The sequence below is a fragment of the Sphingosinicella microcystinivorans genome, from assembly GCF_027941835.1.
Taxonomy (GTDB): Bacteria; Pseudomonadota; Alphaproteobacteria; order Sphingomonadales; family Sphingomonadaceae; genus Sphingosinicella.
Genome location: NZ_CP116005.1, coordinates 3675294 through 3687397 on the forward strand (window position 1 = coordinate 3675294; position 12104 = coordinate 3687397).

The window sequence follows — 12104 nt, forward strand, 5'->3', positions numbered from 1 at the left end:
ATTTCGTGCGTGCCATTCCCTTCAAAACCGGTGCCGGACTTCGCGTGATTTGAAGCCGGGGAACCAGCCGGCAGAGTCGCAAGTGAAGGGAAAGATGCAGTCGAAACGCGCGATCGGAGCGGCAGATTCGGCGGCAGACAGTATCGGCGGCATTGAGCCCGCCGCCTCCGCCGCAGCCGAAGCGATGCTTCAGGGTGTCATAGATACGCTCCCCGTCGGCGTGCTCATCTTCCAGGGCGGCGCAGACGGCATTCCCGTGTGCCTTTCGTCCAACGCCACGTTCGAAAGCTGGGCGCGCTATCCGCACAACCAGATGATCGGGCTCGGCCTGCCGCGCATCCGCCTGCTGAACGAGAACCCGCGCATCGGCGTCGCCATCGAATCGCTGCTGCAGGACCCGCGCGGCGCCAAGCGCGAGATCGACTGGACGGTTTCGGAAAGCCCCCGCCAGCGCCATCTTTCCGCACACATCTCGCCGCTGCCGCCCTTGGCCGACGCCCCGGCCCGCGTCGTCATCGCGGTGCGCGACCGCACGCCCGAGATCCAGGCCGAGCGCAACCTCAAGCAGACCATGCTGAACGATGCGCTCACCGGCCTTCCCAACCGCGTGCTGTTCATCGAGCAGCTCGAGGAAGCGCTCGAAGGCCGGATGAAGTCGCACCTCGCGGTCGCGGTCATCAACATCGACCGCTTCAAGCGCGTGAACGAGAACCTCGGCCACATCGTCGGCGACGAGCTGCTGGCGGCGATGGCGCGGCGCCTGCTGCCCTGCATCCGCGCCAACGATTGCCTCGCCCGCCTGTCCGGCGACGAGTTCGCGGTCCTCGTGAAGAACATCGACGCGCCGGAAGACACGATCCGCGTCGTCGAGCGCATCCAGAGCACGCTCAAGTCGCCGTTCGTCATCACCGGTGGCGAATGCTTCGTCTCCGCGAGCATCGGCATCGCCACCACCTTCTCGTCGCGCCGCTATTCGGAAGACCTGATCCGCGACGCCGATTTCGCGCTGCACACGGCGAAGTCGCGCGGGCGCGGCGGCATCGCCATCTACCAGTCGAGCGCGCACAGCGTGGCGCGCGACATGTTCCGCATGGAGGCGGACCTCAGGAAGGCGATCGAGCGGCAGGAACTCGAACTCGCCTTCCAGCCCTACGTGAGCCTCGCCGAGAGGCGGCTTGCCGGCTTCGAGGCGCTCGCCCGCTGGAACCACCCGGAAAGGGGCCTCATCTCCCCGTCCGATTTCATTCCCATCGCGGAGGATTCCGGCCTCATCGTCCCGCTCGGGCGCTGGGCGATCGAAACCGCCTGTCTGCAGCTCGCGGAGTGGCGGAAGCGCTGCGCAAGCGCGGCGGAGCTCACGGTCGGCGTCAACGTCTCGGGGCTCCAGCTCGCGCAGGACGACATCGTCGGCGCGGTCGAGGCCGCGCTCGCCGCCTCCGGCATCCCGGGCAGCGCGCTCAAGGTGGAACTCACCGAAAGCGCCATCGTCGAGAACCCGGAGCTGGCGCGCCAGATCTTCACCAAGCTGAAGCAACTCGACGTCAGCATCGCGATGGACGATTTCGGCACCGGCTATTCGTCGCTCAGCTACCTCCAGCAGCTTCCCATCGACGTGCTGAAGATCGACCAGTCCTTCGTCGCCGGGATGCTGAAGTCGGACGACAGCCACAAGATCGTCACCACGATCATCGCGCTCGCCCGCAATCTCGGCATGAAGACCGTCGCGGAGGGCGTCGAGGAGCCGGGTCAGGTGGAGCGCCTGCGTGCGCTCGGCTGCGACACCGCGCAGGGCTATTTCTTCGCGCGCCCGATGACCGCGAAGGAAGCCGAGCAGTTCGTTGAAAACGGCCTCTGCTGCACGTTACCCAAGGGCGGCGTCGAGCAGAGCGTCGACGCGCGCAGCATCGAGCGGGCATCCTGACGCCACCCAGTCGCGTTCGAAACGCTGCAACCGGCGGCTGACTTCCGGGCCGGCCGAAACGCCGCGCGCGATGATGTCCTTGCCGCTCACCGGCAGCGGCGGCTTTTCCCAGTTCGCGAGCGCTTCCCACGCCGAGCGGCCTTCATCGCCGAGCAGCAGCAGCCGGTCGCGCGCTACCTCGACGCCGCTGAAATAGGCGGCAGCGTGGGGGTCGCCCGGCAGCAGCGGGTCCGGGATGCCGAACGCGTCCAGCCGCGCCGCATCGCGCCGCGACAGCCGCAGCCGCGCACCGAACTCCGCGCCCAGCCCCGCGCGCTGCGGCAGCAGCGCGGCGAAGCGCCGGATCGGATCGGGCTCCGCGCCCCATTCCGCCTCGCGCGCCGCGAGCGCCGCGAGGTTCGGCACGCGCGCGGGCAGGATTTCCGGCAGGACCGGCTTCAGGACGCCGAGCGACAGCATCAGCGCAAAGGTTTCCGGTGCGCGCGGCAGCACGAGGATGCGGAACAGCTCGTCGCGGATGCGCTCGCGCGACAGGGCCATCAGGTCGTTCGCGCGCGCCGCGCAGGCCGCAAGCCCCGCCGCGTCGGGCTCGCCCCGGCCGAAACGGCTGTGGAAGCGGAAGAAGCGCAGGATACGCAGGTGATCCTCGGCGATGCGCTGCAAGGGCGCGCCGATGAAACGGACGCGCCCCGCGCCCAGGTCGTCCAAACCGCCGAACCAGTCGTCGATGCCGCCGCCGGGCAGCCGCGCATAGAGCGCGTTGATCGTGAAGTCGCGCCGCGCCGCGTCCTCGCGCCAGTCGTCCGTATAGGCCACGGTCGCGCGCCGTCCGTCGGTCGACACGTCGCGGCGCAGCGTCGTCACCTCCATGATGAGGTCGGGCGTCACCGCCGTCACGGTGCCGTGCGCGATGCCGGTGGGCACCACCTGCACGCCCGCCGCCTCCAGCCGCTTCGTCACGTCCCCGGGCGAAAGCGCCGTCGCGAGGTCGACGTCCGTCACCGGCAGGCCGAGCAGCGCGTCGCGCACCGCGCCGCCGACCAGCCGCGTGGTGCCGTTCGCGGCATCGAGCGCGCCGAGCACGGCGCCGCCGCCCGGCGTCGCCGCCCACGCCTGCGGGGGGAGCGTCCGCGTCATTGGGTGAGTATCCGCGCGAGGTTCACCACCATGCCCGCCGTCGCGCCCCAGATGTCGCCGCCCGGCCACGGGATCACGTAAAAGGTGCGCTCGCGTCCCTTCCACTCGCCCGTGCGGCGCTCGTGCTTCGAGGCGTCGAGCACATAGTCGAGCGGCACCTCGAACAGGCTCTCGACCTCCGCCTCGTGCGGCGACAGCGCGAGGTCTGGCGGGATGATCCCTACCACCGGGGTCACGCGGAAGCCGGTGCCGGTCGCGTAGTCGTCGATCGGCGCGACGACCTCGACATGCCGGGGCGGCAGCGCGGTCTCTTCCTCGGCCTCGCGCAGCGCGGCGCGCACGGCGTCCTCGCCGGGGTCGAGCCGCCCGCCCGGAAACGCCACCTGCCCCGGATGCTTGCGGAGCGAGGCGTTGCGCTTGGTGAACAGCAGCGTCGGTTCGCGGCGGGCGATCACCGGCACCAGCACGGCGGCGGGGGTCAGCGCGCCGAGGAGGTCGGTGTCGAAGTTGTCAATGTCATCGCCGAACTGCGGCAAGTGACCAGGGATGCGTTCGTAGCCGCGCAGGCGGGCGCGGATCCAGTCGAGATCGGGGCTCATGCGGCATCCATCAGCGGGAAGTAGACGCCTTCGCTCCACACGCCGGGCGGGGCGCCGCCTTCGGCAAGGGCGATCTCGGCGAGCTCGTAATAGACCGGGCGCGCGATGCGGGCTTCCAGCCCGCCGCGCACGTGGAGGTAGGGCGTCTCGCCGCGCAGCGAGATGGTGTGCCCCGGCCCCGCGACCACCGGGTCGCCGGTGTTGAGCGTGAAGCCGAGGCGGCGCGCCTCCCGCTCGCCCTCGCTCGCCATCGCGACGGCGATGAACGGCGCGTCCTCCACCACGATGTCCAGCTTCTCGGCGGGCGTCACCAGCACATGACGGCCGTCCGGCTCGCGGCGCAGGATCGTGGAGAACAGCCGCACCATCTCGGGACGGGGGATCGGCGCATCCTGATGGAACCACGTCCCGTCCCGCGCGATGCGCATTTCGCTGTCGCCGGTGCGCTCGGGATGCCAGCGTTCCACGGGCGGCAGCGTCTGCGCGGCCGCCGCCTGCGCGATCTCGGCGAGCGACGCCGGCAGGTCGGGAGTAGCACGTGTGTCGATCATGGCTTGCCACCCTTATCGCGCGCAGCGATGATTGTAACCCTGATCACCCGACGTATTAGAGTGCCGTGAACACCGAACCCAAGCCCCCTCTCGACGTCAAGCAGGCCGAAGCGCGCTTCGACGCGCTTGCCGCCGCTTTCGCCGACGCCCGCGCCGAGATCGCGCGCACCATCATCGGGCAGGACCGCGTGATCGAGCTGGCGCTCGTCGCGCTGCTCGCGGGCGGCCACGCGCTCGTCGTCGGCCTGCCCGGCCTCGCCAAGACGCGGCTGGTGAAGACGCTCGGCACCGTGCTCGGGCTCGACACGCGCCGCATCCAGTTCACGCCCGACCTCGTGCCGTCGGACATCCTCGGCGCCGAGGTTCTGGAACAGTCGCGCGAAGGCGACCGCGCCTTCCGCTTCATCGAAGGCCCGGTGTTCACGCAGTTGCTGATGGCGGACGAGATCAACCGCGCCAGCCCGCGCACCCAGTCCGCGCTGCTTGAAGCGATGCAGGAGCGGCAGGTCAGCGTCGCGGGCGCGGCCCGGCCCCTGCCCCGGCCGTTCCACGTGCTCGCCACGCAGAACCCCATCGAGCAGGAAGGCACCTATCCGCTCCCCGAAGCACAGCTCGACCGCTTCCTGCTCCAGATCGACATAGACTTCCCCGCGCTTGCGGATGAGCGCGCCATCCTCGTCGCCACCACGGGCGCGGACGAGCCGGTGCCGGAACCGGTGCTGAAAGCCGCCGATCTCATCGAGGCGCAGACGCTGCTGACGCACATGCCGGTGCCGGAAGGCGTCGTCGACGCGATCCTGCGCGCCGTGCGCGGCCTGCGCCCCGGCCCGGAGAACCCCGGCCTGATGTGGGGACCGGGACCGCGCGGCGGGCAGGCGCTCATCACGGCGGCGCGCGCCCGCGCCTTCCTGCAAGGCCGCCCGGTGCCGCTGCTGGAGGACGTCGCGGCGCTGCTCCAGCCCGCGCTCGGCCACCGCGTCCAGCTCGGCTTCGCGGCACGCAGCGAGGGCCGCACCACCGCCGATCTCATCCGGGCGATCGAATCCGGTCTGGAGTGAGCACGCCGCTCGACGCCGAACGCATCGCGGCCATGCTCGGCCCGCTGCGCCTGACGCGCGCCCGCGCCGCACGTCACGCGGGCGCGCACCCGCGCCGCGCCGCGGGTCCGGGCGCGGAATTCTGGCAATACCGGATGCTGACCCCCGGCGAGGCGGCGGACAAGGTGGACTGGCGCCGTTCGGGGCGCAGCGACGAGCTGTACGTGCGCGAGCGCGAGCGCGAGGACCCGGTGCGGCTCTGGCTCTGGTCGGACGCCAGCGCCTCGATGGACTATGCCTCCGATGCGGCATTGCCCCGCAAGACGGACCTCGCGGACACGCTCGTCGCCGCGCTCGGCCTCGCGGCGCACGAGGCGGGCGAGACCTGCTGCGCGCCGCCGGACCCGCGCCCCTTGCGTGGCGACGCCCTGCTCGCCCCGCACGGGAACGGCGAAGCGCCGCTGATCCCGTCCCCCGGCCCCGCCGACATCGTGCTCGCGGCAGGCGATTTCCTCGCACCCGGCGCGCTCGACTGGATCGCGGCCGCCGCCGCCGCGGGCGCGCAGGGCGTCGTCATCGCCGTCGCCGATCCCGCCGAGATCGCCTTCCCCTTTACGGGCCGCGTGCATTTCGATGCCGTCGAGCCGGGCGACCGCCCGTTCGAGGCCGGACGCGCCGAAGCGCTCGCCGAGACCTACGCCGCCGCGTGGGCCGCGCACCGCGCCCGGCTCGCCGCCGCCTGCGACCGGCCGGGCTGGCTGCTCGTCGAGGTTGTGACGGGTGATGACGCCGCCGCGCACGCGGCGCGCATCGCGGGCTGGCTGCGCGAGGCCGCCTGATGGGAGGCGCATTCAGCTTCGCCGCGCCGTGGCTGCTCGCCGCCGGTCTCGCGCTGCCGTTCCTCTGGTTCCTGCTGCGCCGCCTGCCGCCCGCCGTGCGGCGCGTGCGCCTGCCCTCGATCGTGCTACTCGGAGATGCCGAGATCCCGCCGCCGCCCGCCGCGACGCCGCCGTGGTGGCTGGTGCTGCTCAGGATCGGCATCGTCGCGCTGCTCCTCGTCGGCCTCGCCGGGCCGGTGTGGAAGCCGACGCCCGCGGCTGCGCCGCCCGCGCGGCTCGCCATCGTCGTCGACAACGGCTGGTCCGCCGCCTCGCAGTGGGACCGGCTCGTCACGGCGGCCGCCGAACGCATCGACACGCTTCCGCCGACGACACGCTTCACGGTGCTGCCCACCGCCTTCGACGGCCCGGTTCCCGACGCGCACTGGGTCGATGCGCCGACCGCGAAGGCCCTGCTCGCCGCGCTGTCGCCGCTGCCGTGGCCCGCCGACCGCGCCCGCCGCGCCGCCGCGCTGCCCGGGGACGCCGCCTTCCTGTGGGTTTCGGACGGCATCGAGGACGCGGGCGCGCCCGCGCTCCGCCGCACGCTTGCCGGCGGCGAACTCCTCGCCGTGCCGCCCGCCGAACCCGCGATCCGCGCCGCCGGGCGCACCAACGAAGGCTGGAGCGGGCAGGTGATCGCGCCGCCGGGTCTCGCCGCCGCGTCGCTCCGTTTCCGAAGCCGCCGGGGCGAGACGCTATCCGCCGAGCCGCTTGCATTCGAGGGCGACGTCGCCACCTTCCGCGTCCGCCTCGACGCTTCGGAACGCGCGGACGTCAGCCGCCTCACCGTGGGCGGCAGCGCGCAGGCGATCTGGCTGGCGGACGGCAGCGCGGCGCGCCCGCGCGTCGTCGCCGTCGAGGGGCCGTCGAACGCGCCGCCGCTCGAATCGGGCGGCTATTACGTGCGCCGCGCGCTCGAACCGCACGCCGAGGTCGTCACCGGCGCGCTCGCCACCGCCGCCGAGGACCCGGCGACGCTGTTCGTGCTCACCGACGTCGCCGCCGAGCCTGAACAGGCGAAGCCGCTTCTGGAGCGCGTGGAGAAAGGCGCCGTCGTCATCCTGTTCGCCGGGCCGCGCATCGCCGAGAACGGCAGCGCGCTTTCGCCCGTGCCGCTGCGCGCGGGCGCGCGGGCGCTCGGCGGCGTGCTGTCGTGGCAGCAGCCGCAGGCGATCGGCGGCTTCGAGGATGCCGGGCCGCTCGCGGGCCTGCCGATCCCTGAAGAGGCACGCGTCTCGCGCCAGCTCCTCGCCGCATCCGACAGCGACGCGATGCGCTGGGCGTGGCTTGCGGACGGCACGCCGATGGTGAGCGCGGCGCGGCACGGCGCGGGCCTGCTGATCCTCGTCCACACCGCCGCCGACCCGTCGTGGTCCAGCCTGCCGATCAGCGGCCTGTTCGAGGCGATGCTGCGCCGCCTGCTGCCGCTCGGCGCCAACCCGGCCTCGATCGACATCGCGGGCGCGAAGCCGTGGGTGCTGGAACGGATGCTCGGCGCGCGCGGCGAATGGCAGGAGCCGGTGCGGCCCGTCACCATCCCCGCCGCCGGGTTCGACGCCGCCACGGCGAGCGCGGCGACGCCGCCCGGCCTCTACCGCAGCGGCGACGCGCGCCGGGTCATCAACCTCGCGGGCGCGCTCGGCCCGCGCTTCAGCTTCGCGCCGCTCGGCACGGACGGCCTGCGCCCCGCCGCCGGAGCTTCGCCCCCGGTCGACATCGGCGCGTGGCTGATCCTCGCCGCCGTGCTGCTCGCGCTCGTCGACATCCTCGTCGCGCTGCGCCTGCGCGGTGCGCTCGCGCCGGTCGCGGCGGCGCTGCTGGCGTTCGCCGCGCCGAGACCCGCCGAGGCCGCCGACCTCCAGCTCGCGTATGTGCGGACGGGCAGCGCCGCGGCGGACGCGGGCATCGCGCGCGGCCTTGAAACGCTCGGCCACACGCTCACCCGCCGCACCTCCGTCTCCCCCGGAAAACCCGCCGCCGTCGATCCGGCGCGCGATCCGCTCGGTGCCTATCCGGTGCTTTACTGGCCCGCCGCGAACGTCCGCAGCATGTCCCCGGCGACCGCGCTGCGCCTGCGCGCCTACATCGCCGCGGGCGGCCTCGTGCTGTTCGATTTCGGGCGGCCGCTCGGCGCGGGCAGCGGCGCGCGCACGCTTCTGGAGCCGCTCGGCCTGCCCGCGCTCAGCGAGGTCGGCAGCGAGCACGTGCTCTCGCGCACCTTCTACCTGCTGCACAGCCACGCGGGCGGCGCGGTGTGGGCGGAGGCGGGCAGCGAGGGCGAGGACGGCCGCGTCTCCGGCGTCGTCATCGGCGGCGGCGACTGGGCCTCGCTCTGGTCGGGCGACCGCGCCGTCAGCCCGCAGCAACGCGAGCAGGCGCTGCGCTTCGGCGTCAATCTCGTCATGTACGCGCTCACCGGCACCTACAAGGCCGACCAGGTGCACGCCCGCGCGCTGCTCGACCGCATGGGCGGAAAAGCGCAATGACGGAGCGGATGGTCAGCTTCGCGCCGCTCTTGCCGTGGTGGGGCGTCGTCCTCATCGGCGCGCTGTTCGCCGCCGGGCTCGGCCTCGTGCTGTGGCGCGCGCCGCGCCTGTTCTGGCCGCGCGCGCTGATCGCAGCGATCCTCCTGCTGCTGCTCGCGAACCCGGTGTGGCTTCAGGAGCGCCGCGCCGTGCGGCCCGATGTCGCCGTCGCCGTCGTCGACCGCTCGGCGAGCATGGGCATCGGCGACCGCACCCGCGCGGCGGACGCCGCGCTCGCCGCGCTCCGCCGCCAGTCGCCCGGCGTGGAGTGGCGCGTCGTCACCGTGCCGCAGGCGCCCGGCGAGCCGACGCGCCTCGCCGCCGCCATCGAGCGCGCCGCGTCGGACGCGCCCGCCGGGCGGCTCGCGGGCATCGTCGTGCTCAGCGACGGCATCTCGGCGGACGCGCCGGACCCGCGCCTGCTCCCGGCGGGCGTGCCGCTGCACCACCTGATCGCGGGCGACCCCGACACGCCCGACCGCCGCCTCATCGTCGAGCGCGTGCCGAGCTACAGCGTCGTCGGCCAGCCCGCCGAAGTCGTGATCCGCATCGACGACGGCCCGAACGCGCCCGGCGGCAAGGCGACGCTCACGCAGTCCGTCGCAGGCGGGCGCACCACCGAGCGTACCGTGCAGACCGGCGCGCCGGTGCGCCTCTCCGTCCCCGTCACGCGGCGCGGCGCCATCGAGATGGCGCTCTCCGTCGCGCCGCTTGCGGGCGGCGAGGCGACGCTCGTCAACAACCGCGCGCTGGTGCGGCTGAACGGCGTCACCGACCGGCTGCGCGTGCTGCTCGTCTCGGGCGTGCCCTACCCCGGCGGGCGCGTGTGGCGCGACATATTGAAGAGCGATTCCAACATCGACCTCGTGCACTTCACGATCCTGCGCCTGCCGACGAGCTTCGACAACACGCCGCCCGACGAGATGTCGCTGATCCCCTTCCCGGTCGAGGAGCTGTTCGAGCAGCATCTCGGCGACTTCGATCTCATCATCTTCGACCGCTTCAGCCTCTCCGAGCTGCTTTCGCCGATCTACTTCCAGGACCTCGGCGCGCGCGTGAAGGCGGGCGGCGGACTGCTCGTCGTCACCGGCGACGAATTCGCGGGGCAAGGCGGCCTCGGCAGCACCGAACTCGCGCCCGTGCTGCCCGCGCGCACGGCCGGGCCAGGCATCGCGGCGCCGTTCCGCCCGCTGCTGACGGCCGTCGGCCGCCGCCACCCCGTCACCGCCGAGCTCCCGAAGATCTGGGGCGACGACGCATGGGGCCGCTGGGGGACGCAGAGCGACATGACGCCAACGGGCGAGGTGCTGATGTCGGGCGCGGGCGACAAGCCGCTCGTCATCCTCGACCGCGTTGGGCGCGGGCGCGTCGGGCTCATCGCCTCCACCAACGTCTGGTGGTGGTCGCGCGGCGTCGACGGCGCGGGCCCGCACGCCGAGCTGCTGCGCCGCATCGCGCACTGGCTGATGCAGGAGCCCGACCTCGACGAGAACCGCCTCGACGCCTCGGCGAAGGGCCGCCGCATCGACATCACCGCGCGCGGGCTGACGCCGCCGGAAGCCGCGATCCTCACCGATCCCGCCGACCGCGGCCGCGGTGTCCCGCTCGAACCGCGCGGCGAGGGCGTAACGGGCGCCAGCGTCACGGTCGGCGCGGACGGCCTCTACCGCGTCGCGGCGGGCGAGCGGACCCGCTACGTGCTCGCCGGAGACAGCGCCGAGTTCGCCGAGGTACGCCCGCGCGAAACGCCGCTCGCCGCGCCCGTGAAGGCGTCGGGCGGCGGTGGTTACTGGCTTCGGGACGGCGCGCCGAAGGTCCGCCGCGTCGCGCCGGGCGACGCCGCCGCCGGCTCCGGCTGGATCGGGCTCGTCGAGAACCGCGCCGGGGCGATCGTCGCGGTCGACGAGAAGGCGCTGCTCATGCCGCCGCTGGCGCTGCTGCTCGCCGCGGGCCTTTTCGTGCTGGCGTGGTGGCGCGAACGGCGCTGAGCGCCTTGGCGGGCCGCAGCGCGCCCGCGGTGTTCAGCGTCGCCGCAAGCGCCTCCGGCAGCAGCGCGAGCAGGCGGTGCCGCTCCACCGGACCCGGTACCGCCCAAGCCCCCGTCGCCTCCGCCGTGAAGCCGAAGCGGCCGTAATATTCCGGGTCGCCGATCAGCACGATCGCGTCCCGCCCTATCGCCACGGCGTGCGCGATCGCGGTTTCCATCAGCGCGGCGCCGATGCCTGTGCCCTGCCGGTCCTTCGCCACCGCGACCGGCCCGAGCAGCGTCAGCGCCTGCACGGCGCCGCTTTCGGCAGCGAATTCGACGGGCCAGAGCTGGATCGAGCCGGCGAGCGTGCCGTCCGCGTCCAGCGCGACGAAGCTCAGCCCCTCGACCGGGCGCACGCCCTCGCGCAGGCGATAGGCGGTGCGGCCGTGCCGGTCCGAGCCGAATACGTCGTCGAGAAGCGCTTCAATGGCAGCGCCGTGCCGGGCGCTGGCGGGCACGATGGTCATGTGCGGAACCTTCAAGCATTCGAGTGACAGGAGGATGAGGAATGGCCACGCGCCATCCGCGCCGCTTTCGAAAGCGGCGTCTATCCTCGTCGTAGTCCTCGAATCTCGAACGTCATGCGCGGGAACCCTGTTCCTTGTTGCGGGTAGCGCGCATAGACGAGAACGTGGCCTCGTGCAATCAGGTTTGCGAAACAGGGGAATCGACCATGAAGCTCTACGGCATGAACCGCGCGCCCAATCCGCGCCGCGTCACCATCTTCCTCGCCGAGAAGGGCATCCCCATCGAGATCGAGGAGGTGAACGTCGCCGAGGGCGCCAACCGCACGCCCGAATACCTCGCCGTCAACCCGCGCGGCCTCGTCCCCGCGCTGGTGCTGGACGACGGCACGGTGATCGACGAATCGATCGCCATCTGCCGCTATTTCGAGACGCTGCACCCCGAGCCCAACCTGATGGGCCGCGATGCGAAGGAAGCCGCCGTTATCGAATGCTGGCAGCGCCGCATCGAGTTCGACGGCCTTTCCACCATCGCCTCCATTTACCGCAACACGCAGCCGCTGTTCGCGAACCGCGCGCAGCCCGGCGGCGGACCCGATACGGCGCAGATCCCCGAACTCGCCGAACGCGGACGGCTGCTGCTCCCCGGCTTCTTCGCCATGCTGAACGACCGCCTCGGCGAGACGCCCTACGTCGCCGGCGACCGCTACACGATCGCCGACATCAGCGCGATCGTCGCCATCGACTTCGCCCGCTGGATCAAGGCCCGCATCCCCGAGAACCACGCCAACACGCTGCGCTGGCACGCGGAGGTGACGGAACGGCCGAGCTACGCGGCGGGGTAAGCATCCTTCCATCCGCCGTCATCCCGGCCTGCCGCCGGGATGACGGGTTGGGTTGAGCCACGCGACACAACAAAAAGGCCGGAGCGTTTCGCGCCCCGGCCTTCTGAAAATCCGT

At 72.6% G+C, this 12104-nt stretch carries 10 protein-coding genes; 6 read left to right on the top strand and 4 right to left on the bottom strand.

Translation table 11 applies throughout. From position 1 onward, the window contains the following. The first annotated feature begins 94 nt into the window (after nucleotides 1-94). On the top strand, nucleotides 95-1921 hold the full coding sequence (locus tag PE061_RS17730; protein ID WP_271256537.1) for a putative bifunctional diguanylate cyclase/phosphodiesterase: 1827 nt from the start codon (nucleotides 95-97) through the stop codon (nucleotides 1919-1921). On the opposite strand, the gene PE061_RS17735 is transcribed toward PE061_RS17730, so the two are convergent. Genes PE061_RS17735 through PE061_RS17745 form a run of 3 tightly spaced genes read right to left on the bottom strand, consistent with a single transcriptional unit; the run spans nucleotide 1862 to nucleotide 4205 of the window. After that, nucleotides 1862-3058 carry a CCA tRNA nucleotidyltransferase gene (locus PE061_RS17735; RefSeq protein WP_271256538.1) on the bottom strand — a complete coding sequence of 399 codons (1197 nt, stop codon included), beginning with the start codon at nucleotides 3056-3058 and terminating at the stop codon, nucleotides 1862-1864. The two genes, PE061_RS17730 and PE061_RS17735, sit on opposite strands and share 60 nt — an antisense overlap. Further along, nucleotides 3055-3657 carry a CoA pyrophosphatase gene (locus PE061_RS17740; RefSeq protein ID WP_271256539.1) on the bottom strand — a complete coding sequence of 201 codons (603 nt, stop codon included), beginning with the start codon at nucleotides 3655-3657 and terminating at the stop codon, nucleotides 3055-3057. Before PE061_RS17740 ends, PE061_RS17735 begins: the two co-directional genes overlap by 4 nt. Then, a complete protein-coding gene (locus tag PE061_RS17745; protein WP_420794404.1) occupies nucleotides 3654-4205 on the bottom strand; it encodes a DUF1285 domain-containing protein in 552 nt (183 codons plus the stop codon). Before PE061_RS17745 ends, PE061_RS17740 begins: the two co-directional genes overlap by 4 nt. A gap of 68 nt (nucleotides 4206-4273) precedes the next feature. Here PE061_RS17745 and PE061_RS17750 point away from each other — a divergent pair, with 68 nt between their 5' ends. From PE061_RS17750 to PE061_RS17765, 4 genes are read left to right on the top strand one after another with little or no spacing between them, the layout of a single operon-like run. Continuing rightward, on the top strand, nucleotides 4274-5266 hold the full coding sequence (locus PE061_RS17750) for an AAA family ATPase (RefSeq protein WP_271256541.1): 993 nt from the start codon (nucleotides 4274-4276) through the stop codon (nucleotides 5264-5266). Then, on the top strand, nucleotides 5263-6084 hold the full coding sequence (locus PE061_RS17755) for a DUF58 domain-containing protein (RefSeq protein ID WP_271256542.1): 822 nt from the start codon (nucleotides 5263-5265) through the stop codon (nucleotides 6082-6084). The genes PE061_RS17750 and PE061_RS17755 overlap by 4 nt, the downstream gene beginning before the upstream one ends. After that, nucleotides 6084-8612 (top strand): DUF4159 domain-containing protein, encoded by a 2529-nt coding sequence (locus tag PE061_RS17760; protein ID WP_271256543.1) that lies wholly within the window; start codon nucleotides 6084-6086, stop codon nucleotides 8610-8612. The genes PE061_RS17755 and PE061_RS17760 overlap by 1 nt, the downstream gene beginning before the upstream one ends. Further along, entirely contained in the window at nucleotides 8609-10639 is a 2031-nt protein-coding gene (locus tag PE061_RS17765; RefSeq protein ID WP_271256544.1) for a hypothetical protein, read from the top strand. Before PE061_RS17760 ends, PE061_RS17765 begins: the two co-directional genes overlap by 4 nt. Here the strand turns inward: PE061_RS17765 and PE061_RS17770 are convergent. Further along, nucleotides 10569-11147 carry a GNAT family N-acetyltransferase gene (locus PE061_RS17770; RefSeq protein ID WP_271256545.1) on the bottom strand — a complete coding sequence of 193 codons (579 nt, stop codon included), beginning with the start codon at nucleotides 11145-11147 and terminating at the stop codon, nucleotides 10569-10571. The genes PE061_RS17765 and PE061_RS17770 overlap by 71 nt on opposite strands. Nucleotides 11148-11353: 206 nt before the next feature. On the opposite strand from PE061_RS17770, the gene PE061_RS17775 reads away from it, so the two are divergent. Beyond that, nucleotides 11354-11989 carry a glutathione S-transferase family protein gene (locus tag PE061_RS17775; protein ID WP_271256546.1) on the top strand — a complete coding sequence of 212 codons (636 nt, stop codon included), beginning with the start codon at nucleotides 11354-11356 and terminating at the stop codon, nucleotides 11987-11989. Nucleotides 11990-12104: the final 115 nt, after the last annotated feature.

Excerpts from the sequence above, each read along its gene's own strand:
- PE061_RS17770 (WP_271256545.1), bottom strand. The coding sequence starts at position 11,147 with ATGACCATCGTGCCCGCCAGCGCCCGGCACGGCGCTGCCATTGAAGCG.
- PE061_RS17730 (WP_271256537.1), top strand. The coding sequence starts at position 95 with ATGCAGTCGAAACGCGCGATCGGAGCGGCAGATTCGGCGGCAGACAGT.
- PE061_RS17735 (WP_271256538.1), bottom strand. The coding sequence starts at position 3,058 with ATGACGCGGACGCTCCCCCCGCAGGCGTGGGCGGCGACGCCGGGCGGC.
- PE061_RS17765 (WP_271256544.1), top strand. The coding sequence starts at position 8,609 with ATGACGGAGCGGATGGTCAGCTTCGCGCCGCTCTTGCCGTGGTGGGGC.
- PE061_RS17760 (WP_271256543.1), top strand. The coding sequence starts at position 6,084 with ATGGGAGGCGCATTCAGCTTCGCCGCGCCGTGGCTGCTCGCCGCCGGT.
- PE061_RS17740 (WP_271256539.1), bottom strand. The coding sequence starts at position 3,657 with ATGAGCCCCGATCTCGACTGGATCCGCGCCCGCCTGCGCGGCTACGAA.
- PE061_RS17775 (WP_271256546.1), top strand. The coding sequence starts at position 11,354 with ATGAAGCTCTACGGCATGAACCGCGCGCCCAATCCGCGCCGCGTCACC.